The following is a 25075-nucleotide window of genomic DNA, read 5'->3' as shown; positions in this document are numbered from 1 at the left end:
GTTGATCCGCTCACCGCGGAACATCGCGTCCCGCAACCCGAACACGTCCGTCGCGACAGCCAGATCCCGCAACAGAGCCAGCGTCTCATCGGTGACCAGATGCTTGGAGTAGTCGATACGCAGGTCACCGACGCGCACGACGTAGCGCTCGGCGCGCCCCGGGTCCGACGCGAACAGCTCGCGCAGGCCGGTCTGCGCCAGGGCGCCGGTGCTGTGCCGCTCCAGGGCGGTCCACTCGGGCCGCTCGGTGAGCCGGGGGGTGCCGGCGGGGGAATCAGACATGGGCGGGGGTCTCCTCGGTTGCCTCGCCGTTCAGGGCGATGGCGTACATCTCGTCCGCGTCGAGGCGCCGCAGCTCCTCGGCGATGAGTTCGGAGGTGGCACGGACCTTCAGGGCGAGGGTCCGGGGCGGCTGGCCCGGCAGCGTCAGGGTGGCCAGCGGTCCTTCGGGGCGGTCGATGACGATCTCGCCGTTCTCGGTGCCCAGGCGCACGGCCGTGACGACCGGCCCGGCGGTGACCACGCGGTCGACCCGGACGTGCAGCCGGGCCTCCAGCCAGCGGGCCAGCAGTTCCGCGGCCGGGTTCTCGGCCTCGGCCTCCACGGCCGCCGAGATCACCTTCACCCGGGCCTGGTCCAGCGCGGCCGCGAGCATCGACCGCCAGGGCGTGAGCCGGGTCCAGGCGAGGTCGGTGTCCCCGGGCGCGTAGGCGCGCACCCGGCTCTCCAGGACCTCCAAGGGGTTCGCGACGGCGTACAGGTCGGTGATGCGCCGCTGGGCCAGCGCCCCGAGCGGGTCCTTGGAGGGCACCTCGGGGGCGTCCATGGGCCACCACACGACCACGGGCGCGTCCGGCAGCAGCAGCGGCAGGACGACGGAGTCGGCGTGCTCGGAGACCTCGCCGTAGGTCCGCAGGATCACCGTCTCGCCGGTGCCGGCGTCGGCACCTACCCGGACCTCGGCGTCCAGCCGGGAGGACTGGCGGTCGCGCGGGGTGCGGGCGTGCCGCTTGATGACGACCAGGGTGCGCGAGGGGTGCTCGTGCGAGGCCTCCTCGGCGGCCTTGATCGCGTCGTAGGCGTTCTCCTCGTCCGTGACGATCACCATCGTCAGGACCATGCCCACGGCGGGTGTGCCGATGGCGCGGCGGCCCTGCACCAGCGCCTTGTTGATCTTGCTTGCCGTGGTGTCGGTCAGGTCGATCTTCATGGCCTGCGCCAGCTCCGTCCGTCTCGTGCGAGCATCTCGTCGGCTTCCTCGGGTCCCCAGCTGCCCGAGGCGTACTGCGCGGGCCGGCCGTGCGTGGCCCAGTACTGCTCGATCGGGTCGAGGATCTTCCAGGACTCTTCCACTTCCTGGTGACGGGGGAACAGGTTGGCGTCGCCCAGGAGGACGTCCAGGATCAGCCGTTCGTACGCCTCGGGGCTGGATTCGGTGAAGGACTCGCCGTAGGCGAAGTCCATGGTCACGTCCCGGATCTCCATGGACGTGCCCGGCACCTTCGAGCCGAAGCGGACCGTCATGCCCTCGTCCGGCTGGACGCGGATGACGATGGCGTTGGAGCCGAGCTCCTCCGTCGCGGTGGAGTCGAAGGGGGAGTGCGGGGCGCGCTGGAAGACGACCGCGATCTCCGTCACCCGGCGGCCGAGCCGCTTGCCCGTGCGCAGGTAGAACGGCACGCCGGCCCAGCGGCGGTTGTCCACCTGGAGCTTGACGGCGGCGTACGTGTCGGTCGTGGAGGCGGGGTCGATGCCGTCCTCCTCCAGGTAGCCGCGGACCTTCTCGCCGCCCTGCCAGGCCGCCGCGTACTGCCCGCGCACGGCGTGCGCCCCCAGGTCCTGCGGGAGCCGCACGGCCTTGAGCACCTTCAGCTTCTCGGTGAGCAGCGAGGGGGCGTCGAACGCGGCCGGTTCCTCCATTGCGGTGAGCGCCATGAGCTGGAGCAGGTGGTTCTGGATGACGTCGCGGGCGGCGCCGATGCCGTCGTAGTAGCCGGCCCGGCCGCCGATGCCGATGTCCTCGGCCATGGTGATCTGCACGTGGTCCACGAAGGACCGGTTCCAGATCGGCTCGAACATCTGGTTGGCGAAGCGCAGCGCCAGCAGGTTCTGGACGGTCTCCTTGCCCAGGTAGTGGTCGATGCGGAAGACCTGCTCCGGGTCGAACACCTCGTGCACGATGCGGTTGAGCTCCTCGGCCGACCTCAGGTCGTGACCGAACGGCTTCTCGATGACCGCGCGGCGCCAGGAGCCCTCCGGCGCGTCGGCCAGCTTGTGCTTCTTCAGCTGCTCGACGACCTTGGGGAAGAACTTCGGCGGCACCGAGAGGTAGAACGCGTAGTTGCCGCTGGTGCCCCGGGAGGCGTCCAGCTCCTCCACGGCCGAGCGCAGCTGCTCGAACGCCGAGTCGTCGTCGAAGTCGCCGGGGATGAACCGCATGCCCTCGGCGAGCTGCTGCCAGACCTCCTCGCGGAACGGGGTGCGCGCGTGCTCCTTGACGGCGTCGTGCACCACCTGCGCGAAGTCCTGGTCCTCCCAGTCGCGGCGGGCGAAGCCCACCAGGGAGAAGCCCGGCGGCAGCAGGCCGCGGTTGGCCAGGTCGTACACGGCCGGCATCAGCTTCTTGCGGGACAGGTCACCGGTGACGCCGAAGATGACCAGCCCCGAGGGGCCCGCGATCCGGGGCAGGCGGCGGTCCTGGGCGTCGCGCAGCGGGTTGTCGAAGTCCGCGTCGGCGTGCCGGGCCGGCGGCGCGGCCCGCTCCTCGCCGCTCACCCTGGTCGGCTCGACCCCCGCCGCCTCCTGGGCGACCCGGGCCTCCTTCTCCTCCTTGGTCCCCTTGGTCTCGTGCTCGGCCGTCCGGTGGATGTCCTCGCTCATTCCGCGTCAACTCCCTCGCTGTTCAAGGACTTGGTGACCGCGTCCAGCAGGTCCTGCCAGGCCACCTCGAACTTGGCCACTCCCTCGTCCTCCAGTTGCCGCACCACCTCGTCGTATGCGATGCCGAGCCGTTCGACGGCCGCCAGGTCCGCGCGGGCCCGGTCGTAACCGCCGGTGACGGTGTCGCCCCGGACGTCGCCGTGGTCGGCGACGGCGTTCAGCGTGGCCTCCGGCATGGTGTTGACCGTGCCGGGGGCGACCAGCCCGTCCACGTACAGGGTGTCCTTGTACGCCGGGTCCTTCACACCGGTGGAGGCCCAAAGGGGGCGCTGCCGGTTGGCTCCGGCGCGCTCCAGCTCCTGCCAGCGCTCCCCGTCGAAGGTCTGTTCGTATGCCGCGTAGGCGAGGCGGGCGTTGGCCAGGGCGGCCCTGCCGCGCAGCGCGAGGGCCTCGTCCGTGCCCAGCAGCGCCAGCCGCCTGTCGATCTCGGCGTCGACGCGCGAGACGAAGAAGGACGCGACCGAGTGGACGGCCGACAGGTCGATCCCGGCCGCCCGCGCCCGCTCCAGCCCCGCGAGGTAGGCCTCCATGACCTCGCGGTGGCGCTCCAGGGAGAAGATCAGCGTCACGTTGACACTGATACCCGCTCCGATCACTTCTGTGATCGCGGGCAGGCCCGCCTTCGTCGCCGGAATCTTGATCATCACGTTGGGGCGGTCCACCAGCCAGGCCAGCTGACGGGCCTCGGCGACGGTGGCCGCCGTGTCGTGGGCCAGCCGGGGGTCGACCTCGAGGGAGACCCGGCCGTCCCGCCCGCCGGTGGCGTCGTACACCGGCCGCAGGATGTCGGCGGCGGCCCGGACGTCGGCGGTCGTCAGCATCCGGACGGCCTCGTCCACGCCCACGCCCCGCAGCGCCAGGTCGGCGAGCTGCTCCTCGTAGCCGTCGCCGGAGCCGATGGCGGCCTGGAAGATCGAGGGGTTGGTGGTGACGCCGACGACGCCGCGCCTCGCCACGAGCCCGGCGAGATCGCCGGACGCGATCCGCCGGCGCGACAGGTCGTCGAGCCAGATCGACACGCCTGCGTCGGACAGGCGCTGCAGTGCTCCCGCCGGTGCGGTCGCTTCGTTCACAGTGATCATCTTCTTTCGTGCGGTCGGATCAACCGCGCGCGGCGGCGAGGGATTCCCGCGCGGCGGCGACGACGTTCTCGGGGGTGAAGCCGTACTCGGCGAACAGGGTCCCGGCGTCGGCGGAGGCGCCGAAGTGCTCCAGGGAGACGATGCGGCCGGCGTCGCCCGTGAAGCGGTGCCAGGTCAGGCCGATCCCGGCCTCCACGGCGACCCGGGCCTTCACGGACGGCGGCAGGACGCTCTCGCGGTAGGCGCGCGGCTGCTCCTCGAACCACTCCACGGACGGCATCGACACCACACGGGTGGGCACGCCGGCCGCCTGGAGCTGCTCGCGCGCCTCGGCGGCGAGCTGCACCTCGGAGCCGGTGGCGATGAGGATCACCTGGGGCGAGCCGCCCTCCGCCTCGAACCGCACGTAGCCGCCGCGCGCCGCGTCCGGATCCGGCTCGTACGTCGGCACTCCCTGCCGGGTCAGCGCCAGGCCGTGCGGGGCCGGGGCGGTGGTGTGCCGGCGCAGGATCTCGGCCCAGGCGATGGCGGTCTCGTTGGCGTCGGCCGGGCGCACGACGTTGAGGCCCGGGACGGCGCGCAGCGAGGCGAGGTGCTCGACGGGCTGGTGCGTCGGGCCGTCCTCGCCCAGGCCGATGGAGTCGTGGGTCCACACGTACGTCACCGGCAGCTGCATCAGGGCGGACATGCGCACGGCGTTGCGCATGTAGTCGGAGAACACCAGGAAGGTGCCGCCGTAGACGCGGGTGTTGCCGTGCAGCGCGATGCCGTTCATCTCCGCCGCCATGGAGAACTCGCGGATGCCGAAGTGGACGGTGCGCCCGTACGGGTCCGCCTCCGGCAGCGGGTTGCCCCGCGGGAGGAAGGAGCTGGTCCGGTCGATGGTGGTGTTGTTGGAGCCGGCCAGGTCGGCCGAACCGCCCCACAGCTCCGGGAGCACCCCGCCCAGGGCCTGCAGCACCGTGCCGGACGCGGCCCGGGTGGCGACGGCCCGGCCGGCCTCGAACACCGGCAGCGCGTCCTCCCAGCCCTCGGGCAGCTCGCCCTTGCTCACGCGGTCGAACGTGGCGGCCCGCTCCGGGTTGTCGCCGCGCCAGGCGGCGAGCCGCTTGTCCCAGTGCGCGTGCGCCTCGGCGCCCCGGTCCAGGGCCCCGCGGGTGTGGGCCAGCACCTCGTCGGCGACCTCGAAGGACCGCTCCGGGTCGAAGCCGAGCAGGCGCTTGGTGGCGGCGACCTCTTCCTCGCCGAGCGCCGAGCCGTGGGAGGCCTCGGTGTTCCTGGCGTTCGGCGCCGGCCAGGCGATGATCGTGCGCATCGCGATGATCGAGGGGCGTCCGGTCTCCGCCTGCGCCGCCGTCAGGGCCGCGTACAGCGCGGCCACGTCGATGTCGCCGTCCTCCCGGGGCTCGATGCGCTGCACGTGCCAGCCGTAGGCCTCGTACCGCTTCAGCACGTCCTCGGAGAAGGCGGTCGCGGTGTCGCCCTCGATGGAGATGTGGTTGTCGTCGTAGAGGAGGACGAGGTTGCCGAGGCGCTGGTGGCCGGCGAGGGAGGAGGCCTCGGCCGAGACGCCCTCCTGGAGGTCGCCGTCGGAGACGATCGCCCAGACCGTGTGGTCGAAGGGCGACGAGCCCTCGGGCGCCTCCGGGTCGAACAGGCCTCGCTCGTACCGGGCGGCCATGGCCATGCCGACGGCGTTCGCGACGCCCTGGCCGAGCGGGCCGGTGGTCGTCTCCACGCCCGCCGTGTGCCCGTACTCGGGGTGGCCCGGCGTCCTGGAGCCCTGGGTGCGGAAGGCCTTCAGGTCGTCCAGGTCCAGCTCGTAGCCCGCGAGGTACAGCTGCGTGTACAGGGTCAGCGACGTGTGGCCGGGGGAGAGGACGAAACGGTCACGGCCCGCCCACTCGGGGTCCGCGGGGTCGTGCCGCATCACCTTCTGAAAGAGCGTGTAGGCGGCCGGGGCCAGGCTCATCGCGGTGCCGGGGTGCCCGTTGCCGACCCGCTGCACGGCGTCCGCCGCCAGAAGACGGGCGGTGTCGACGGCACGCCGGTCGAGTTCGGTCCAGGCGAAGCGGTCCGCTGTCTGCGTGCTCATCTTCAAGAAATCCTCGCTGGGAGCGACAGTGCTGCTCTGACGTGTTCAAAACTAAAAGTCTGACTTTTTCGGGGGAAGGTCGCGGTGTGTCAGCCTGTGGTGAAAGTGGGACACCGGACGGCGTCATGCCGTCCCGGCAGGGCGGTACGAGGCGGACATGGCAGACAGAACCCCCCAAGGCGGCGACGGGATCGCGACGTTCCCCTTCCCGGTCGAGCTGAGCGTCGGCGGTGTCGGCATGCAGGTCGCGCCGATGGGGGAGACCTGGGCCTCCGGCGTCCCCCTGGAACGCGTCCACCGCATCGACTTCCACGTCGTCCTGCTCTTCGGCGGCGGCCCGGTCCGGCACATGGTGGACTTCACCGAGTACGAGGCCGGCGCCGGCGACCTGCTGTGGATCCGCCCGGGGCAGGTCCACCGCTTCTCGCCCGGCGGCGAGTACCGCGGAACCGTGCTGACCATGCAGCCCGGCTTCCTGCCGCGCTCCACCGTCGAGGCCACCGGCCTGTACCGCTACGACCTCCCGCCGCTGCTGCGTCCCGACCCCGGCCAACTCGCCGGCCTGCGCGCCGCGCTGGACCAGCTGCGGCGCGAGTACGAGGACACCGCCACACTGCCGCTCAGCCTGCACACGGCCGTGCTGCGCCACTGCCTGACGGCGTTCCTGCTGCGGCTCGCCCACCTCGCGGCCAGTTCGGCCGAGGCGCTGCGGCAGCGCACCGACTCCACGTTCACCCTCTTCCGGGACGCCGTGGAGCGGGACTTCGCGTCCAACCACAGCGTCAGCGCCTACGCCGACGCGCTCGGCTACTCCCGGCGCACCCTGGTCCGCGCGGTCCGGGCCGCCACCGGCGAGACCCCCAAGTCCTTCATCGACAAGCGCGTCGTCCTGGAGGCCAAGCGGCTCCTCGCCCACACCGACCTGCCGATCGGCCGGGTCGGCGCGGCGGTCGGCTTCCCCGACGCGGCGAACTTCTCCAAGTTCTTCCACCAGCACACGGACCGGACCCCGGCGGCGTTCCGGGCGGAGCTGCGCTGAGCGCCGCGAGAGGCCCCGTGCGGGAGCGGCAGGGCCTCAGGTGCACGAAGTGGGGCCCCGCGCAGGGCAGAAGGGACCCCGCGCGGGCGAAGGGCGCTCCCCGGGGCGCGAAATGGGGCCACACGCGCGCGTGGAGCCCCTCACCGGGTCCGGTCAGCGGCCGAAGGTGAGTCAGGTGACGCGTGAGGGACCGGTTTCCGGCCGCGCTGTCCGAACCGGGGGCGGTGTGCGGTGCGTCGGGGACCTGCGCGAGCGCGTCGTTCGGTGGTCCCTCGCCGGGCGGTCGACGGCCCCGGAGGTCCCTCGCCGGGCGGTCGACGGTCCCGGTGGTCTCGCGCCGGGCGGTCGACGGTCCCGTGACCCCTCCGGGCGGTCGGCGGTCAGCCGGAGAGCTCGCCCTCGGCGGTGGCGGACTCCTCGCCGCCCGGCCGCCCCGCCACGGAGAACCGCTTCTTCACGTACCAGCCCGCCACGTCGTCGACGGCCAGGCACACCAGCACGCCGATCACCAGCGTCCACTGCGGCAGTCCCGCCCAGGCGGCGCCGAGCCCCACGGCTCCCGCGAGCAGCACCAGGAGGAGCAGCCGCAGCCCGTTCCGCCACCGAGGACGCGCGGCGAGCCGGCGAGCCCGTCTCCGGACGCGGTTCGTCTCCGCCATGACCGGTCTCCCCCTCCGGGTGCCGTCGCTCTCCGCGGGTGCCGTCGACGCCCCGCACCGTTCGACGCGCAGCGGGCCGGGACGGTTGCCCTCGAACGGCGGACAGGGGGAACGAAGCGGTGCTGTTGAACCGGGCCGGCCGGGGAACCCGGGCTGGCGACGGACAGACCGGTCCAGGCAGCAGGAGGTTTCCGTGGCCGTTCGACATCACCTGATCCGAGTTCCGCCGAGCGCGGTGTGGGAGGTCCTCGCTGACGGCAACCGCTACGCGGAATGGGTGGTGGGCACCTCCGAGTCCCACCCCGTGCGCGGGCAGTGGCCGCACGAGGACGCGGCCATCGCCTACCAGATCCGGCTCGGGCCGGTGACGCTGGACAACGAGACGGTGGTCCGCTTCTGCGAGGAGGGCAGCCGGCTGGAGCTGGAGGCCAAGGCCGGAGTCCTCGGCACCGCGCGCATCGCCATCGAGCTGCGGCCGTGGGGCGAGAACTGCCTGGTCATCGTCGACGAACACCCCCTGCGCGGCGCGGGCGGCCGGCTGCACAACGTCGGCTTCGAGGCCCTGATCCAGCTGCGCCACCGCGCCATGCTGGCCCGGCTGGCCCGCCTGTGCGAGCGCACGGACGAGGAGGACGAGCCCGACGAGCACGAGGCCCGGCGCCCGCTCGGCCAGGTCACGTCCCCCGGGGCGGACGGAGCCGGCCGTGCCTGATGCCGTGGTGATCGGCGCGGGCCCCAACGGCCTCGTCGCGGCCAACGTCCTGGCGGACGCCGGATGGAGCGTCGAGGTCCTGGAGGAGCAGCCCGAACCCGGCGGCGCGGTGCGCCACGACCGGGGGGTGCACACCGACTACGTCAATGACATGTTCAGCTCCTTCTACCCGCTCGCCGCGGCCTCGCCCATCGTGGCGGGGCTGCGCCTGGAGGACCACGGGCTGCGGTGGAGCCATGCGCCCAGCGTGGTCGCGCACCCGCTCTCCGACGGCCGCTGCGCCCTGCTGGACCGCGACCCCGAGGCCACCGCCGCGTCCCTGGAAGCCTTCGCACCGGGCGACGGCGACGCCTGGCAGCGGCTGCACGACGTCTGGCAGGGCCTGCGCGGCGACATCGTGGACGCCCTGTTCACCCCGTTCCCGCCGGTGCGCGCCGCGGCACGGCTGGGGGTGCGGCTGCGTGCGGCGGGCGGGCTGCGCATGGCCCGCTCGCTGGTGCTGCCGGTGCGGCGGCTGGGCGAGGAGGAGTTCCGCGGCGAGGGCGGCCGGCTGCTGCTCGCCGGCAACGCACTGCACGCCGACCTCGCCCCCGAGTCGGCGGGCAGCGGCGGCTTCGGCTGGCTCATGGCCATGCTGGGGCAGACCTACGGCTTCCCCGTCCCGGCCGGCGGCTCGGGCGCGCTGACCGCGGCCCTGGTGCGGCGCCTGGAGAGCCGGGGCGGACGGGTGCGGTGCGGGCAGCGCGTCGAGCGGATCGTCGTGGGGGGCGGCCGGGCCCTCGGGGTGCGGACGGCGGCCGGTGACGCGGTGCGGGCCCGCCGGGCCGTGCTGGCGGACGTGTCCGTGCCCGCCCTCTACGGCGGGCTCGTCGAACCCGAGCACCTGCCCGCCCAGCTGCTGGAGGACCTGCGGCGCTTCCAGTGGGACTTCGCCACCTTCAAGGTCGACTGGGCCCTGGACGGCACCGTGCCCTGGCAGGCCGAGCAGGCGGCCCGCGCCGGGACCGTGCACCTGGCCGACGGCATGGACGAGCTGACCCGGTTCGCCGCGCAGATCGCCATGCGGCAGGTACCGGACCGCCCGTTCCTGATCTTCGGGCAGATGACCACCTCCGACGCCTCCCGGTCACCGCGCGGCACCGAGTCGGCCTGGGCCTACACCCACCTCCCGCACGACATCCGCGCCGACGCCGCCGACGAGGGCATCACCGGCAGCTGGGACGCCAAGGATCAGGAGCTCATGGCGGACCGCATGGAACGCCAGGTGGAGCGCTTCGCGCCCGGCTTCCGCGCGCTGATCCGCGGCCGCCGCATCCTGGCGCCCCCGACCCTGCAGGCCCTCGACGCGAACCTGGCAGGCGGCGCCATCAACGGCGGTACGACCGCCATGCACCAGCAGCTTTTCTTCCGGCCCCTGCCGGGCACCGGCCGCCCGGAGACCCCCGTACCCGGCCTGTACCTCGCCTCCTCCGGGGCCCACCCCGGCGGCGGAGTGCACGGGGCGCCCGGCGCCAACGCCGCCCGGGCCGCGCTGCGCCGCCACCGCGCACCGGGGCTGGCCGGCGTGCAGCGGCTCCTGGCCCACCGCGACCGCACCGGAAGCCGGCGCTGATCCCGCCCGCGGGACGCGGCCGGGAAGGAAGGCAGCCATGCACAGCAGCCCACTGGCCGGACGCACGGTCGTCATCACCGGGGCCGCCCGCGGCGTGGGCGCGGCGCTGGCGCGCGAGACCGCCCGGCACGGCGCCCGGGTGGCACTCCTCGGACACGAGAAGGACTCCCTGGAGGCGGTCGCGGCGTCCCTGCCGGGGCCGTCCCTGGCCGTCGAGGCGGACGTCACCGACCTCGACGCGCTGCACGCCGCCGCGGACACCGTACGGTCCGCCCTCGGCCGTCCCTCGGCCGTGGTGGCCAACGCCGGGATCGCCGAGGGCGGCGCGTTCCTCGCCTCCGACCCGGCCGCCTGGCGGCGCGTGATCGACGTCAACATCACGGGCAGCTCGCACACGGCCCGCGCGTTCCTGCCGGACCTGCTCGAAACGGCCGGCTACCACCTCCAGGTCGCCTCCCTGGCCTCGATCGGCGCCGCCCCGCTGATGAGCTCCTACTGCGCCTCCAAGGCGGGCGTCGAGGCGTTCGCGCACGCCCTGCGGGCCGAGGTGGCGCACCGGGGCGTCGCCGTGGGCATCGCCTACATCAACTGGACCGACACCGACATGATCCGCGACTTCGACCGGTACGACCTGCTGCGGGAACTGCGCGGCCGCATGCCCCGGCCCGCCCGGCGCGTGCACCCGGCGGACATGGTCGCCGCCCGGCTGGTGCGGGCCGTGGAGCGCCGCCGCACCGCCGTCTACGCGCCGGCCTGGCTGCGGCTGACCCAGCCGGTGCGCGCGGCGCTGCCGCCGGTGGTGACGCGGGTGGCCCGCCGCGCGCTGCCCCGGCTGGAGGCCCGGGACCCGGCCCGGTACTCCGGGCCGCTGGGGGCCGGGGGAGAGGCCGACCGCCTGGCGGCCGACCGCCGTCGCTGACGCCGGCGCCCCGCCCCTCCCGCACGGGCGGCCCGTGCCGGACACTGGGAACGGGAGAGAGGAGGGCCGGCTGTGCTGACCGAGGTCCGTGAGCAACTGGGCCATGCCCTGTTCCGCCGGGTCGCCGGCCCGAGCGGGCCGCAGACGCGTGCCCGCATCCACGACACACCGGGGCCGCGCTGGTTCGGACCCGACGCGCCGATCCGCACGGTCCACGGCGACGCCTCCATGTTCATCGGCGGCCTGACCGCGCTGCTCCTGCAGTCCCTGCACCCGCTGGCGATGGCGGCCGTCGCCGGGCACTCCGGCTACCGCGGCGACCCGTGGGGCCGGCTCCAGCGCACCAGCACCTTCCTGGCGGTGACGACCTACGGCACCGCCGAGGACGCGCAGCAGGCCGTCGACCAGGTCCGCGCCATCCACGAGCGGATCCGCGGGACGACGACCCGCGGCGAGCCGTACCACGCGGCCGATCCGCACCTGCTCGGCTGGGTGCACGCCGCCGAGGCGTACAGCTTCCTGCGCGCCCACACACGTTACGGGGCCCGGCCCCTGGACGCCGCGGGCCAGGACGCCTACGTCGCCGACACCGCGCGGGTCGCCGAGGCCCTGGGCGTCGTCGACCCGCCGCGCGACCGCCGCGAGCTGGCGGGGCGCCTGGCCGCCTACCGGCCGGAGCTGCGGGCCACGCCCGAGGCCCGGGCCGCCGCCCGCTTCCTGCTGTTCCGGCCGCCCCTGCCGCTGGCCGTGCGGCCCTTCTACGGCGGGCTGGTCGCCAACGCGGTCACCGCGCTGCCGCCCTGGGCCCGCACCCTGCTGTGGCTGCCGAGGGTGCCGGTGGTCGAGGACCTCGCCGTACGCCCTGCCGGACTCGCCCTGACCCGGACGATCCGCTGGGCCATGACCCCGCCCCCGCCCCGGGGGACCTGACTCCGCGTCCCTGGGTGAAGACGACGAGTAAGGTGCACGGCGTGCTGGCTCAACGGCGACACCGACGCGTCCTCCCCGCGGCGCGCACCCTCCCGGAGGAGGCGGGCGTCGACGTGGCCGTGGCCCGAGGGGCGCGGACGTGAACGCCCTGCCGGCAGCGGCCCCGAGGCCCGCCGCACGCGAAGCGGCCGGAGGCCCACGGCCCCCGGCGGGTGCGCCCGGACGGGCCCGCGGCCGGGCCGGTCGAACGAGACGGGGCGCGCCCGGGTCACCCGGCACGCCGCGCGCAGCCTACCGAGGCGGAGGAACCCGGTGAAACTGACGATTCTGGGCGGCGGGGGCTTCCGCGTGCCGCTGGTGTACGGGGCGCTGCTGACGGATCACGCCGAGGGCCGCGTGACCCGCGTGGTCCTGCACGACCTGGACGCCGGACGGCTGTCGGCGGTCACCCGCGTCCTGGCCGAGCAGGCGGCGGGGGTGCCCGACGCGCCCGAGGTGAGCGCCACCACCGACCTCGACGAGGCGCTGCGCGGCGCCGGCTTCGTGTTCTCCGCGATCCGCGTCGGCGGCCTGCAGGGCAGGGCGGACGACGAACGCGTCGCCCTCGCCGAGGGCGTCCTCGGCCAGGAGACGGTCGGCGCGGGCGGCATCGCCTACGGCCTGCGCACGGTCCCGGTCGCCGAGGACATCGCGCGGCGCGTGGCCCGGCTCGCCCCCGACGCCTGGGTCATCAACTTCACCAACCCGGCCGGACTCGTCACCGAGGCCATGTCCCGTCACCTGGGCGACCGCGTCATCGGCATCTGCGACTCCCCGGTCGGCCTCGGCCGCCGCATCGCCCGCGTGCTGGGCGTGAAGAACCCGGGCGAGGCGTTCGTCGACTACGTCGGCCTCAACCACCTCGGCTGGGTGCGGGGCCTGCGCGTGGCCGGCCGGGACGAACTCCCGCGCCTGCTCGCGGATCCGGGGCTGCTCGGCTCCTTCGAGGAGGGCAAGCTCTTCGGGACCGACTGGCTGCGTTCCCTCGGCGCGATCCCCAACGAGTACCTGCACTACTACTACTTCAACCGCGAGGCCGTCAGCTCCTACCGGCAGGCGGAGCGGACCCGCGGCGCCTTCCTGCGCGACCAGCAGGCCCGCTTCTACGCCGAGGTCGCGGACCCGCAGACCTCCGCCCTGCGGGTCTGGGACGACACCCGCGCCGAGCGCGAGGCGACCTACATGGCCGAGAACCGCGAGAGCGCCGGCGCGGGCGAGCGCGACGAGGACGACCTGTCCGGCGGCTACGAGAAGGTCGCCCTCGCCCTCATGCGGGCCATCGCCCGCGACGAACGCACCACCCTGATCCTCAACGTCCGCAACCGGCACACCCTGTCGGTGCTCGACACCGAGGCCGTCATCGAGGTGCCCTGCCTGGTCGACGCCGGCGGCGCCCACCCCCTGGCGGCCGACCCGCTGCCCGGCCACGCCACCGGACTGGTCTGCGCGGTCAAGGCCGTCGAGCGCGAGGTGCTGGCCGCCGCCCGGACCGGCTCCCGCGCCACGGCCGTGAAGGCCTTCGCGCTGCACCCCCTCGTCGACTCCGTGACCGTGGCCCGCAGGCTCGTCGAGGGCTACACCGAGGTCCACCCCGGGCTCGCGTACCTCAGGTGAAGGCCGCCCGGTGAGCGCCGTCACCGGCGACCGGGGGGGCGGCCATCAGGCCGAGGTCCTCGTCCACCTCACCCACGGCGCCCGCTCACTCGTCACTCGGGCTGCCGCCGACGTACCGCCGGTCCTCGGCGTCTACGTGGGCAGCCCCGTCCGGTGCGAGGCGCTCGCGGCCAGGTCCTGGTGGGGCAGCGGCCCGGGGGCGGCCGCGGTGACGCCGGCCGGCCCGGCCGGGGCGGGCACCGCCGGGAGCGGTTCGGACGCCGCCGGCCGCTGCTGCGGCAGCGACACCGGCCGCAGCGGGCGCGGCCCCGACACCACCGTGTAGTCCTGACCCAGGAACGGCGGGACGATCTCGCCCGGGTCCTCGCCCAGGGCCAGCTGCACCGCGGCCCACGGGACGTTGACGCCGCACAGGGACAGCTGGTGCAGTCCGCCCGCCGGGCGCGTGTTGACGTCCATCAGCACGGGCTGCTCCCCGAGCATCCGGAACTGGATGTTGGACAGGTGGTGCAGACCGAAGCCCTCGGCGATCCGCCGGGCCGGCTCCAGCCACTGCTCGTGCAGGGTGAAGCCGCGGCGCCGGCCGTTCTTGGTCCGGCCCACGGCCAGCCGGACCCGGTTGTCCGGACCGGTCAGGCAGTCCACCGACACCTCGGGCTGCTCCAGGCGCGGCATCACCAGCCAGTCCACCGGCTCCTCGGCCCGCCGCAGCGCCTCCAGCACCAAATCGAGCGGCACGTACGGGCTGGGGAACCCGCTGAGCTGCGCCAGCGAGAAGGGGCTGCGGGTGATCACGCGGAAGCCCACCCCGCCCGCCCCGGACGCCGGCTTGAAGCACGCCCGGTACCCCGCGGCCTCCAACTCCTCGACGGCGCAGAGGAGTTCGTCGGCGGTCCGGACCCGCCACCACGGCGGCACGGGCACACCGATCGACTGGACCGCCTCGTAGGCGATCACCTTGTCCTCGAAGACGGCCACGGCCTCCCGCGACGGCGCCAGCAGCGCGGTGCCGACCGCAGCGAACTCCGCGCGGTGCGCGACGATCGCCGCCTGGTGCAGCCGCGGCACGAACACGTCGATGCCGCGCCGCGCGCACTGGTCCAGCGCGTACTCGACGTACCCGGCCGGGGACAGGTTCTCCGGCTCCAGGTCGGCGGTGTCGGCGGCGGCCAGCACGGGGGAGTCCGGGTCACCGTGCGTGGCATGGATCTCGACCGCCCGGTCGCTGGGATTCCTCCGCAGCTGATCCATGAAGAACACGTTCTCCGCGTACGTGCGGTTGAGCCAGACGCGTACGCGAGAGACCATGCAGGCCGCCTTTACGGTTCGCGGGCAGGACTCAGCGGCCCGTGCCCGGGCAGGAGAAGGGAGGGTCACCAAACCGCCCTGTTCGAAGGGGAGTTCACGGCGGTGGTGTCGGGGCGATCATACGGCTTCCGCGAGCCCTCTCGTGCAACGCCCGTGTGAACGATTCCGGCGCCCGCCGGGCACCCGGCCGGCCTTGTCGCCGCCGCCTGCGATGTGATCTCTTGAGCACGCGCCTGCACAGGGCACTTGGTCCGCCGCACCGGCGCCGGACGGACGTCCTGCGGCGCCCCGAGTGAGCGAGGAACGGTGATCGAGGAACTGCTGCCCCCGGCCGTGGTGACGGTGGAGGCGTACGGCCGGGACGCCGGGGCCGCCGAGCTCTTCCCCGAGGAGGCGGCGCTCGTGACGCGGGCGGTCGCCAAGCGGCGGCGGGAGTTCGCCGTCGTGCGCTCCTGCGCCCGGCGTGCCATGGAGAAGCTCGGTGTGCCGCCGCAGCCGGTCCTGCCGGGGGAGCGGGGCGCCCCGGGCTGGCCTGCCGGGCTGGTCGGCAGCATGACCCACTGCGACGACTACTGCGCCGCCGCGCTGGCCCGCGCCACCGACCTGGCCTCCCTGGGCGTCGACGCCGAGGTCGACGAGCCCCTCTTCGACGAGGTGCTGTCGACCGTGGCGCTCCCGGCCGAGGTGGACCGGCTGCGGCGGCTCGCCGAACGGCGCCCCGACATGCACTGGGACCGGCTGCTGTTCAGCGCCAAGGAGTCCGTCTACAAGGCGTGGTTCCCCCTCACCCGTGAGTGGCTCGACTTCACGGAGGCCGACATCGAGATCGCCGAGGACGGCCGCTTCCGCGCGGCGCTGCTCGTCCCCGGCCCCCGGGTCGGCGGCCGCCGCCTCGACCACTTCGAGGGCCGCTGGACGAGGGCTCGGGGCCTGATCGCCACGGCCGTGGCGGTCCCGCACGCCTGAGCGGGAGCCCGCCACGGGGCCGCGGCCCGAAGGGAGGAGAATCTCCCGGGGCCCGCCGGCTCAGAGGCCCGGCTCGGGGCACCAGCTCCCCAGGAGGCGGAAGAACGCCTCCTCGTTGCCCGTCAGGCCGGCCTCCCGGAGGGCCTGCTCCGCCTCGGCGAGGACCGCGGGCGGGACGACGGGCGGGCCGCCGTCCCGGTCGAAGGCCGCCCGGACGGTGTGCAGCAGACGCAGGTACGCCTGGACGGCGCAGCGTTCACGGTCGGTCAGTACGGCGGTCGGCATCGGTCGGCTCTCCCCGTGTCGGCGTCATCGGTCCCGCGCCCGCGAGGGCACGACGCCCCGCACAGCGGTGCGCACCCCCAGCTTGCCGCCCACCACTGACAATCCGGTCCCGCCGCCCTCCGGTTCGCCCGCTCGGCGCAGACGCGACCACCCCCACCGGCGCGGGCGGCCGTCAGCCCTGCGGGCCCCGGTACCCCAGGGACGCCTCGATGCGCCCGGCCAGATGGTCGCGCTGCACCGGCCCGCGCGAGGCGGAACCCGCCAGCCACGCCCGGCACTTGCTGGCGAGGAGCAGCCCGAAGCTCTCCGCCTCCCGCTCGTCGTCCAGGTCGAACCGGGTGCGCGCGGCGACCTTCAGCACGGTCGCCTGCAGGTCGGCGCGGTCGTCGAGCAGCCGGGCCGCGACCGCGGCGCCCTCGACGTGGTGGGAGCAGTGCCCCGCCTTCATGTGCCACAGCTCGTGGCCCAGGATCACCAACTGATGGTCGGGGGCCGTGCGTTCCTCGATCACCACCAGGTCCTGCTCGGCCATGTCGAGCCACAGCCCGCTCGCGGTACCGGGCGGGAAGGCGGCCGTACGGAAGCGGACGGGGCGGCCGCGGCGTCTGCTCATGCCGTCGCACAGCGCGGCGTACAGCTCGTCCGGACGCGCCGGCGCGGGGAGGGTCAGTTCCGCGACCAGCTCGCCGCACAGGCGGCGCATTTCCCTACCGATGCCCACAGTTCTCCCCACGGTCACGACTCGGGCCGCTTGACGCTCTCCAGGAGCATGTCCAGCCACTCCGCGACCTTGTCGCGGTGCTGGTCGGTGGGCAGCTGCGCGGCACGCCAGGCGATGCCGCGCACGCCGTGGTCCTGCAGCAGCCGCTCCAGCGGGTCGTCGACCGCCGCGGCCGCCTGCCGTTCCCGGTCGGCGAGCTTCTGCAGCAACTCCTGCTCGGTGTGCTGCAGAGCGCTCACCAGGGCCTCGGCGTCCTCGGCGGTCAGGAACCCGGCGTGCACCCGGAAGAACCGCTGCAGCGCGTCGCAGTGCTCCATGGTCGGCCGCCGGTCGCCGTTGATGAGGGCGCCGGCCTGCTGGCGGGACATGCCCGCACCGTCGGCGATCTCCTGCTGGGTGTATCTGCGGCCGTTGGGCTTGAGCCGGGTGCGGCGCAGCAGGTCCAGACGCTGCAGAAATCTCGCCTGCACGTCCGGTTCACCGGCCGGCCTGCCGCTGAGCAGCGACTTCACCACGGACTCCGGGACCCCGGAGGCCACGGACAGCCGGCCGGTGTCGAAGACCTCGGCGTGCGGCACTCCGAGCCGGTCGGCGAGCGCGGTGACACGGGAGACGACGGCCGGCAGCACAACCGTCTGCGTGGCGCCCGGACCTTCGACGAAGCCACCCGTCACCGACAGATCTCCTACGTCTCTCACAGGCTTCTCACACATGGATGCCGTGACCTACCCCGGCGTGAACTGACCGGAGCGTAGCCGGTGCCTCGAACTCACATCCAGGTCTCGCCACAACTGTGGCCAATTTCAGCCGTCAACAGCCACGGAATGCCACGATAGTTGACACGCGTCGGCCGGGGGCAGCAGGATCGGGGCGCCGCGTCAGGGCCGCACAGGCAAGAGGGGTGACCTCCCGATGGCATATCAGGCAGGAGGGCAGCGGCCGGCACCGCGGCCCGTCGCCGAGACTCCCGAGCTCCAGGCCTACCTGGAGGACTACGCCGGGCTGCTGGAGACGGTCGCCTCCCCCTCGCTCGTCGTCGACCACCGCTGGGACGTCGTGCTGGCCAACAGCGCCTTCCGGTCACTCTTCTCCGCCGTCGGGCCGCACTCGACGGCGATGCCGGGCGACAACTTCCTGCGGTTCGTGCTCTTCCACCCCGACGCGCCCGCGGTCCTCGGCGACCACGAGTCCAGCTGGTGCCTGCCCATGCTTGCGCACTTCGCGCGGACCGTGGACACGCACGGCCCCGACCACGGACTCCAGGCCGTCCGCCGGGACATCGCCCAGGACCCGATCATGGAGGCCGCCTACCGGCACGGCCTGCCGCACTGGATCCGCTCGGTCGGCGAGGGCGCCGTCGAGCAGGACGGTGCCGTGCGGCCGCTGCTGCACCCGGACCCGCGCCGGGGCGCCCTGGAGTGCCGGATCGTCGCCGAGACCTCCCGGACGCTGGAGGAACTGGGCTGCACCCGGCTCACGTTCGTCCTGCGTGACGCGCGTCGCACGCCGTCCCGCGACCGCCGGCCCCGCCGTACGGCCTCCCACCTCCGGGTCGTCCCCGCCGCCGACTGACCGGCGCGGCCGGGGACTTCGGCACCGCGACCCCGCCGGCCCTTCCCGTGGCGGCACCGTTCCCAGATCCTGTGGTGTGTGACATAGTACTGACGTGAGCGAGCCGCTGACCTGCGATGTCGTGGTGGTCGGCGCCGGAGTGGTCGGCGCCGCCTGCGCCCTGTACGCCGCCCGGGCCGGCCTGCGCCCCGTCGTCGTGGACCGCGGCCCGGTGGCCGGCGGCACAACCGGCGCGGGGGAGGGCAACCTCCTCGTCTCCGACAAGGAACCCGGACCCGAACTCGAGCTGGCCCTGCTGTCCGCCCGCCTGTGGGCCGAACTGGCGCTGGAGGGACTGGGGAAGGCCGTCGAGTACGAGCCCAAGGGCGGTGTCGTCGTCGCCCGCAGCGGCAGCGCCCTGGCCGGACTGGACAAGCTCGCCGCGGCGCAGCGGGCGGCCGGGGTCGAGGCGGTCCCCGTCCCGGCCGGCCGGCTCCGCGACCTGGAGCCCGACCTGGCGCCCGGCCTCGCCGGCGGGATGCACTACCCGCAGGACGCCCAGGTGATGCCCGCCCTCGCGGCGGCGCACCTCCTGCGGGCCTCCGGCGCCCGGCTGCTCACGGGACGGGAGGTGACCGGGGTGCTGCGCGGATCCGGTGGCGCGGTGCGCGGCGTGCGGACCGACCGGGGGGACCTGCACGCCCCCGCGGTCGTCAACGCGGCCGGCACCTGGGGCGCCGAGGTGGCCGCCCGGGCCGGAGTCGGGCTGCCCGTCCTGCCCCGGCGCGGCTTCGTCCTGGTCACCGAGCCGTTGCCGCCCCGCATCCGGCACAAGGTGTACGCCGCGGACTACGTCGCCGACGTGGCCAGCGACTCGGCGGCGCTCCAGACCTCCCCGGTCGTGGAGGGCACGCCCGCGGGGCCGGTCCTCATCGGTGCCAGCCGCGAACGGGTCGGCTTCGACCGGTCGTTGTCGCTCCCGGCCGTCCGGGCCCTCGCGGCGGGCGCGACCGCGCTCTTCCCGTTCCTCGCCGGCGTCCGGGCCCTGCGCACCTACGCCGGATTCCGGCCGTACCTGCCCGATCACCTGCCCGCCATCGGCCCCGACCCCCGCCTGCCCGGCCTCCTCCACGCGTGCGGGCACGAGGGCGCGGGCATCGGGCTCGCCACCGGCACCGGGCGGCTGATCGCCCGGGCCCTGACCGGTGAGCCCCCCGACCTCGACCTCGCGCCGTTCCGGCCCGACCGCTTCCCGGAGGAGGCCGCGTGAATCCACTGCAGCGGGCGGGCGCCCGGCCCGGCCCCGCGTTCACCGTCACCTTCGACGGCCGCCCCGTCCCGGCCCTGCCCGGGCAGACGGTCGCCGCGGTGCTGTGGACGGCCGGCGTCACCTCCTGGCGCACCACCCGGGGCCGGGGCCGCCCGCGCGGGGTGTTCTGCGGGATCGGCGTCTGCTTCGACTGCCTGGTGACCGTCAACGGCCGGCCGGACCAACGGGCCTGCCTGGTGCCGGCCCGGCCCGGCGACACGATCGCCACGCAGGACGGCTCCGGCCACCCGGGAGGGACACCGTGAAGGCCGAACTCGCCGTGATCGGGGCCGGTCCGGCCGGGCTCGCCGCCGCCCTGGCCGCCGCCGCGCGCGGAGTGCGCGTCGTGCTGGTCGACGCCGCTCCCGAGCCGGGCGGCCAGTTCTTCCGGCAGCCCGCGGCCGGCCTCGGTGCCACCCGGCCCCACGCGCCGCACCACCGGCGGCGGACGTGGGAGCGGCTGAGGGACGGCCTCGCGACCGCGGCCGTGGACGTGCTGACGGACCATCACGTCTGGTGCGTCGAACGGGCCCCCGGGGGCTTCACCGTGCACGCCCTGCTCGGCCCCGGCCAGGAGGAACCGGCCGAGGTGCGCGCCCGGGCCGTGCTCCTGGCCACCGGCGGCCACGAGACGGTCCTGCCCTTCCCCGGCTGGACCCTGCCCGGGGTGCTCGCCGCCGGGGGCGCGCAGGCGATGCTCAAGGGCGCGCTGGTGGTGCCGGGCCGCCGGGCCGTCGTCGCGGGGACCGGGCCGCTGCTGCTGCCCGTGGCGACGGGCCTCGCCGAAGCCGGGGTCGAGGTCGCCGCCCTCGTCGAGTCCACCGGCCCCGGACGGCTCGCCCGCCACGCGCGGGCCCTGGCCGGCAAGGTCCCCGAGGGCGCCGGGTACGCGGCGCGGCTGCTGCGCCACCGTGTCCCGGTCCTGGCCCGCCACACCGTCGTCCGCGCCCACGGCGAGGACCGGCTGACCGGCGTCACGGTCGCCGCCCTCGACGCCGACGGCCGGGTCCGGCCCGGCACCGAGCGGCGCCTGGCCTGCGACACCCTGGCCGTGGGCCACGGCCTGGTCCCTGACACCGACCTCGCCCGCGCCCTGGGCTGCCGCGTCGACGGACCCGGCGTGGCCGTCGACGCCGAGCAGCGCACCGACGTGCCCGGCGTGTGGGCGGCCGGGGAGACCACCGGCGTCGGCGGGGCCGACCTGGCCCTCGCCGAGGGCCACATCGCCGGCTGCTCCGCCGCGGCCCGCCTGCGCGGCACCGACCCCGCCCCGTCGGCCGCCGCCCTGGCGTCGCGTGCGCGTCAGCGGACGTCCGCCGCGGCCCTCGGCACCGCCTGGGCACCGCCCGCCCACTGGGCCGAGCAGCTCACCGGCGACACGGTGATCTGCCGCTGCGAGGAGGTCACCGCCGGCGACGTCCGCGGCGCCCTGGACCTCGGCGCGGGCGACGAGCGGACCGTGAAGCTGCTGACCCGGGCCGGGATGGGCTGGTGCCAGGGCCGTATGTGCCACACGGCGGTCGCCGCCCTCGCCGGCTGCGAACCCACCGCGGCCAAGCGGCCGTTCGCCCGGCCCGTGCCGCTCGGCGTCCTCGCACGGCAACACACCGAGAAGGGACAGTCATGACCGGACACCGCCCCTGGCGGGGCGTCCTCGTCGCCACCGCGCTCCCGCTGAACCCCGACCTCTCCGTGAACCACGACCGCTACGCCGAGCACTGCGCCTGGCTGGTGGACAACGGCTGCGACGGCGTCGTGCCCAACGGCTCCCTCGGCGAGTACCAGGTGCTCACCCCCGAGGAGCGTGCCCGGGTCGTCGAGACGGCCGTCGCCGCGGTCGGCGGGGAGCGCGTCATGCCCGGCGTCGCCGCCTACGGCTCGGCCGAGTCCCGGCGCTGGGCCGAGCAGGCCGCCGAGGCCGGCTGCCGGTCGGTGATGCTGCTGCCGCCCAACGCCTACCGCGCCGACGAGCGCTCCGTGCTCGCCCACTACGCCGAGGTCGCGAAGGCGGGCCTGCCGGTCGTGGCGTACAACAACCCCGTCGACACCAAGGTCGACCTCGCGCCGGAGCTGCTCGCCCGGCTGCACGGCGAGGGGCACGTCCAGGCCGTGAAGGAGTTCTCCGGCGACGTCCGCCGGGCCTACCGGATCGCCGAACTCGCCCCGGAACTGGACCTGCTGGCCGGCGCCGACGACGTCCTGCTGGAGCTGGCCGTCGCGGGCGCCAAGGGCTGGGTCGCGGGCTACCCGAACGCGCTGCCGCGGGCCTCGGTCGAGCTGTACCGGGCGGCGACGGGCGGCGACCTGGACACCGCGCTGCCGCTGTACCGGCTGCTGCACCCGCTGCTGCGGTGGGACTCCCGGGTCGAGTTCGTCCAGGCCATCAAGGCGTCGATGGACCTCGTCGGCCGCCACGGCGGCCCCTGCCGTCCGCCCCGCGCGGCGCTGCTGCCCGAGCAGGAGGCCGCCGTACGGGCCGCCACCGAGAAGGCCGTCGCGGCCGGATGGGCGTAGGTGCCATGCGCAGCAGACTGGTCCTGCACGCCGTCGACTCGCACACCGAGGGCATGCCGACCCGGGTGATCACCGGCGGTGTCGGCACCGTCCCGGGCGCCACCATGAACGAGCGGCGGCTGTGGTTCCGCGAACACCGCGACGACGTCAAGCAGTTGCTGATGAACGAGCCGCGCGGCCACTCCGCCATGAGCGGTGCGATCCTCCAGCCGCCGGCCCGTCCCGACTGCGACTGGGGCGTCCTGTACATCGAGGTCTCCGGCTACCTGCCGATGTGCGGGCACGGCACCATCGGCGTGGCCACCGTGCTCGTCGAGACCGGCATGGTCGAGGCCGTCGAGCCCGTCACCACGATCCGCCTGGACACCCCGGCGGGCCCGGTGGTGGCCGAGGTGGCCGTCGAGGACGGGGCCGCCAAGGAGGTCACCCTGCGCAACGTGCCCTCCTTCGCCGTCGGCCTCGACCGCACGGCCGTCCTGCCCGACGGCCGGACGGTGACCTACGACCTGGCCTTCGGCGGCAACTTCTACGCCGTCCTGCCCTTGGAGCGGTTCGGGCTGCCCTTCGAGCGCTCGCGCAAGGACGAGATCCTCGCCGCGGGCCTGTCGCTGATGGCCGCCGTCAACGCCGAGGACCCGCCGGTCCACCCGGAGGACCCCTCGATCCGCGGCCTGCACCACGTGTACCTGGCGGCCCCCGGCTCCACCGCACGCCACTCCCGGCACGCCATGGCCATCCACCCCGGCTGGTTCGACCGCTCGCCCTGCGGCACCGGCACCAGTGCCCGGATGGCGCAGCTGCACGCGCGCGGTGAACTCCCGCTGCACACCGAGTTCGTCAACGAGTCCTTCATCGGCACCCGCTTCACCGGCAGACTGCTCGGCACGACCGAGGTCGCCGGCCGCCCGGCCGTCCTGCCCAGCTTCACCGGACGCGCCTGGATCACCGGCACCGCCCAGTACCTGCTCGACCCCGACGACCCGTTCCCGGCCGGGTTCGTCCTGTAGCGCACGTCCACCAGGAAAGGAAACCCCGACCGCCATGGCCCCGCAGCACATCCCCGCCCTGCCCGTGCTCGGCAGCAGGAAGCCCAGCCACCGGGAGCGGGTCGCGGACGCGCTGCGGGCCGCCCTGATCGCCGGCGAACTGCGCCCCGGCGAGGTCTACTCGGCGCCCGGCCTCGCCGCCCGCTTCGGCGTCTCGGCCACCCCCGTGCGCGAGGCCCTGCTCGACCTGGCCAAGGAGGGGCTGGTCGACACCGTGCCCAACAAGGGCTTCCGGGTCACCGCCGTCTCCGAGCGCCAGCTCGACGAGTACACGCACGTCCGGCGGCTGATCGAGATCCCCACCACGGCGGTGCTCGCGGCCACGGCCGATCCGGAGGCCCTCCGGGCGCTGCGGCCGGTGGCCGAGGAGATCGTCACCTCCGCCGCCGACGGCGACCTCATCGCCTACGTCGAGGCCGACCTGCGCTTCCACCTCGGCCTGCTGGCCCTCGCCGGCAACGGCCATCTCGTGGACGTCGTACGGGACCTCAGGCGCCGCTCGCGGCTGTACGGGCTGACGGCCCTGGTGGAGCAGGGACGGCTGCGCGCGTCCGCCGAGGAGCACCTGGAGATCCTGGACGCGCTGCTCGCCCGGGACGAGGAGGCCGTCCGCGCGGTGATGACCCGGCACCTCGGGCACGTCCGAGGGATGTGGGCCGCGCCCTGACCCGCTGCTTGCGCAGTTACGCAAGCAGCTTGCGTAACTTGCGCTAGTCTTGCGCGCATGACGCGACGACTTGCCGAGGTGGCGAAGAAGGTCGGGGTCAGCGAGGCCACGGTCAGCCGGGTGCTCAACGGCAAGCCCGGAGTCTCCGAGCCGACCCGGCAGGCCGTGCTGTCCGCCCTGGACGTGCTGGGCTACGAGCGCCCCACGCAGCTGCGCGGCGAGCGCGCCCGGCTGGTCGGCCTGGTCCTGCCCGAGCTGCAGAACCCGATCTTCCCGGCGTTCGCCGAGGTCATCGGCGGCGCCCTGGCCCAGCTCGGGCTGACCCCGGTGCTGTGCACCCAGACGCGCGGCGGCGTCTCGGAGGCGGACTACGTGACACTGCTGCTCCAGCAGCAGGTCTCCGGCGTGGTCTTCGCCGGCGGACTGTACGCCCAGGCCGACGCCCCGCACGACCACTACCGGCAGCTCGCCGAGCGCCACATCCCGGTCGTGCTGGTCAACGCCGCCATCGAGCATCTGGGCTTCCCCGGCGTGTCCTGCGACGACGCGGTCGCGGTCGAGCAGGCCTGGCGGCACCTGTCCTCCCTCGGGCACGAGCGGATCGGGCTGGTGCTGGGCCCCGCCGACCACGTCCCCTCGGCACGCAAACTGGCCGCCGTGCGGGCCGTGGGGCAGGTGCCCGACGAGTTCGTGGCGCGCGCCATGTTCTCCATCGAGGGCGGGCACGCGGCGGCGGCCCGGCTCATCGACCGGGGTGTCACCGGCTTCATCTGCGCCAGCGACCCGCTCGCCCTGGGCGTCGTGCGGGCCGCCCGCCGCAAGGGACTCGACGTGCCCTCGCGCATCTCGGTCGTGGGCTACGACGACTCCGCGCTGATGAACTGCACCGAGCCTCCGCTCACCACGGTCCGCCAGCCCATCGAGGCCATGGGCAGGGCCGTGGTGGAACTGCTCAGCACCCAGATCGGCGGCGGTCAGGTGGCGGCCGAGGAGCTGCTGTTCGAGCCCGAGCTGGTGGTGCGCGGATCGACGGCCCAGGCGCCGCGCCCCTGAGATCCACCTCCTTG

At 74.6% G+C, this 25075-nt stretch carries 24 protein-coding genes and 1 pseudogene; 15 read left to right on the top strand and 10 right to left on the bottom strand.

Going from position 1 to position 25075, the window contains the following annotated elements:
• From ACFYWG_RS05480 to tkt, 5 genes and pseudogenes are all read right to left on the bottom strand, one after another.
• A pseudogene (locus ACFYWG_RS05480) lies at positions 1–282 on the bottom strand (glucose-6-phosphate isomerase); the annotation flags it as partial.
• Complete coding sequence (gene opcA, locus ACFYWG_RS05475) at positions 275–1210, bottom strand: glucose-6-phosphate dehydrogenase assembly protein OpcA (protein ID WP_383505513.1); 936 nt, start codon at positions 1208–1210, stop codon at positions 275–277. The gene opcA and the pseudogene ACFYWG_RS05480, both read right to left, overlap by 8 nt.
• Complete coding sequence (gene zwf / locus ACFYWG_RS05470) at positions 1207–2880, bottom strand: glucose-6-phosphate dehydrogenase (protein WP_389199410.1); 1674 nt, start codon at positions 2878–2880, stop codon at positions 1207–1209. Before zwf ends, opcA begins: the two co-directional genes overlap by 4 nt.
• Positions 2877–4022: a transaldolase gene (gene tal / locus ACFYWG_RS05465; protein ID WP_389199408.1), complete on the bottom strand. Its 1146-nt coding sequence runs from the start codon at positions 4020–4022 to the stop codon at positions 2877–2879. Before tal ends, zwf begins: the two co-directional genes overlap by 4 nt.
• Before the next feature lie 19 nt (positions 4023–4041).
• Positions 4042–6117: a transketolase gene (tkt, locus tag ACFYWG_RS05460; protein ID WP_383505504.1), complete on the bottom strand. Its 2076-nt coding sequence runs from the start codon at positions 6115–6117 to the stop codon at positions 4042–4044.
• 157 nt (positions 6118–6274) lie between these two features.
• Here tkt and ACFYWG_RS05455 point away from each other — a divergent pair, with 157 nt between their 5' ends.
• Positions 6275–7156, top strand: coding sequence for a helix-turn-helix domain-containing protein (locus tag ACFYWG_RS05455; RefSeq protein ID WP_385420923.1), 882 nt, complete (start codon positions 6275–6277; stop codon positions 7154–7156).
• A gap of 380 nt (positions 7157–7536) precedes the next feature.
• On the opposite strand, the gene ACFYWG_RS05450 is transcribed toward ACFYWG_RS05455, so the two are convergent.
• Positions 7537–7815 carry a hypothetical protein gene (locus ACFYWG_RS05450; RefSeq protein ID WP_383505498.1) on the bottom strand — a complete coding sequence of 93 codons (279 nt, stop codon included), beginning with the start codon at positions 7813–7815 and terminating at the stop codon, positions 7537–7539.
• Between the two features lie 193 nt (positions 7816–8008).
• On the opposite strand from ACFYWG_RS05450, the gene ACFYWG_RS05445 reads away from it, so the two are divergent.
• From ACFYWG_RS05445 to ACFYWG_RS05425, 5 genes are all read left to right on the top strand, one after another.
• Positions 8009–8527 carry an SRPBCC family protein gene (locus ACFYWG_RS05445; RefSeq protein WP_383505495.1) on the top strand — a complete coding sequence of 173 codons (519 nt, stop codon included), beginning with the start codon at positions 8009–8011 and terminating at the stop codon, positions 8525–8527.
• Complete coding sequence (locus tag ACFYWG_RS05440) at positions 8520–10139, top strand: phytoene desaturase family protein (protein ID WP_383505492.1); 1620 nt, start codon at positions 8520–8522, stop codon at positions 10137–10139. Before ACFYWG_RS05445 ends, ACFYWG_RS05440 begins: the two co-directional genes overlap by 8 nt.
• A gap of 37 nt (positions 10140–10176) precedes the next feature.
• Positions 10177–11058, top strand: coding sequence for an SDR family oxidoreductase (locus ACFYWG_RS05435; protein ID WP_383505489.1), 882 nt, complete (start codon positions 10177–10179; stop codon positions 11056–11058).
• Positions 11059–11130: 72 nt separating this feature from the next.
• A complete protein-coding gene (locus tag ACFYWG_RS05430; protein WP_385420917.1) occupies positions 11131–11988 on the top strand; it encodes an oxygenase MpaB family protein in 858 nt (285 codons plus the stop codon).
• A 312-nt stretch (positions 11989–12300) separates the two neighbouring features.
• Positions 12301–13641: a 6-phospho-beta-glucosidase gene (locus ACFYWG_RS05425; RefSeq protein WP_383505486.1), complete on the top strand. Its 1341-nt coding sequence runs from the start codon at positions 12301–12303 to the stop codon at positions 13639–13641.
• Between the two features lie 132 nt (positions 13642–13773).
• Here the strand turns inward: ACFYWG_RS05425 and ACFYWG_RS05420 are convergent, their stop codons facing one another.
• The gene (locus tag ACFYWG_RS05420) at positions 13774–14949 is read right to left on the bottom strand and encodes an ATP-grasp domain-containing protein (protein WP_385420915.1); all 1176 of its coding nucleotides are present in this window, start codon (positions 14947–14949) and stop codon (positions 13774–13776) included.
• Between the two features lie 306 nt (positions 14950–15255).
• Here ACFYWG_RS05420 and ACFYWG_RS05415 point away from each other — a divergent pair, with 306 nt between their 5' ends.
• The gene (locus ACFYWG_RS05415) at positions 15256–15915 is read left to right on the top strand and encodes a 4'-phosphopantetheinyl transferase (RefSeq protein ID WP_376324337.1); all 660 of its coding nucleotides are present in this window, start codon (positions 15256–15258) and stop codon (positions 15913–15915) included.
• Positions 15916–15975: 60 nt separating this feature from the next.
• Here ACFYWG_RS05415 and ACFYWG_RS05410 read toward each other — a convergent pair whose 3' ends face one another.
• The 3 genes from ACFYWG_RS05410 to ACFYWG_RS05400 all read right to left on the bottom strand — a co-directional run bounded on the left by ACFYWG_RS05410 (position 15976) and on the right by ACFYWG_RS05400 (position 17595).
• Positions 15976–16200 (bottom strand): hypothetical protein, encoded by a 225-nt coding sequence (locus ACFYWG_RS05410; protein ID WP_376324338.1) that lies wholly within the window; start codon positions 16198–16200, stop codon positions 15976–15978.
• Between the two features lie 172 nt (positions 16201–16372).
• Entirely contained in the window at positions 16373–16903 is a 531-nt protein-coding gene (locus tag ACFYWG_RS05405) for a toxin-antitoxin system, toxin component (protein ID WP_376324977.1), read from the bottom strand.
• A gap of 32 nt (positions 16904–16935) precedes the next feature.
• The gene (locus ACFYWG_RS05400; RefSeq protein WP_376324341.1) at positions 16936–17595 is read right to left on the bottom strand and encodes a helix-turn-helix domain-containing protein; all 660 of its coding nucleotides are present in this window, start codon (positions 17593–17595) and stop codon (positions 16936–16938) included.
• Between the two features lie 238 nt (positions 17596–17833).
• Between ACFYWG_RS05400 and ACFYWG_RS05395 the strand changes: the two genes are divergently transcribed.
• The 8 genes from ACFYWG_RS05395 (at position 17834) to ACFYWG_RS05360 (ending at position 25061) form a co-directional block, all read left to right on the top strand.
• Positions 17834–18493, top strand: a complete 660-nt coding sequence (locus ACFYWG_RS05395) for a hypothetical protein (protein WP_389199403.1) — start codon at positions 17834–17836, stop codon at positions 18491–18493.
• A gap of 94 nt (positions 18494–18587) precedes the next feature.
• A complete protein-coding gene (locus tag ACFYWG_RS05390; RefSeq protein WP_383505478.1) occupies positions 18588–19742 on the top strand; it encodes an NAD(P)/FAD-dependent oxidoreductase in 1155 nt (384 codons plus the stop codon).
• Entirely contained in the window at positions 19739–20047 is a 309-nt protein-coding gene (locus ACFYWG_RS05385; RefSeq protein ID WP_385420910.1) for a (2Fe-2S)-binding protein, read from the top strand. Before ACFYWG_RS05390 ends, ACFYWG_RS05385 begins: the two co-directional genes overlap by 4 nt.
• Positions 20044–21408 (top strand): FAD-dependent oxidoreductase, encoded by a 1365-nt coding sequence (locus ACFYWG_RS05380; protein ID WP_389199400.1) that lies wholly within the window; start codon positions 20044–20046, stop codon positions 21406–21408. Before ACFYWG_RS05385 ends, ACFYWG_RS05380 begins: the two co-directional genes overlap by 4 nt.
• Positions 21405–22295, top strand: a complete 891-nt coding sequence (locus ACFYWG_RS05375) for a dihydrodipicolinate synthase family protein (RefSeq protein WP_385420906.1) — start codon at positions 21405–21407, stop codon at positions 22293–22295. The genes ACFYWG_RS05380 and ACFYWG_RS05375 overlap by 4 nt, the downstream gene beginning before the upstream one ends.
• A gap of 5 nt (positions 22296–22300) precedes the next feature.
• Positions 22301–23302, top strand: a complete 1002-nt coding sequence (locus ACFYWG_RS05370; protein WP_385420904.1) for a proline racemase family protein — start codon at positions 22301–22303, stop codon at positions 23300–23302.
• 34 nt (positions 23303–23336) lie between these two features.
• Positions 23337–24008: a GntR family transcriptional regulator gene (locus ACFYWG_RS05365; RefSeq protein ID WP_389199398.1), complete on the top strand. Its 672-nt coding sequence runs from the start codon at positions 23337–23339 to the stop codon at positions 24006–24008.
• A gap of 57 nt (positions 24009–24065) precedes the next feature.
• Positions 24066–25061, top strand: a complete 996-nt coding sequence (locus ACFYWG_RS05360) for a LacI family DNA-binding transcriptional regulator (protein WP_376324359.1) — start codon at positions 24066–24068, stop codon at positions 25059–25061.
• Positions 25062–25075 lie beyond the last annotated feature (14 nt).

The sequence above is a fragment of the Streptomyces sp. NPDC003456 genome (assembly GCF_042878735.1).
GTDB lineage: Bacteria > Actinomycetota > Actinomycetes > Streptomycetales > Streptomycetaceae > Streptomyces.
This window is presented reverse-complemented; position numbering and strand designations above follow the sequence as displayed.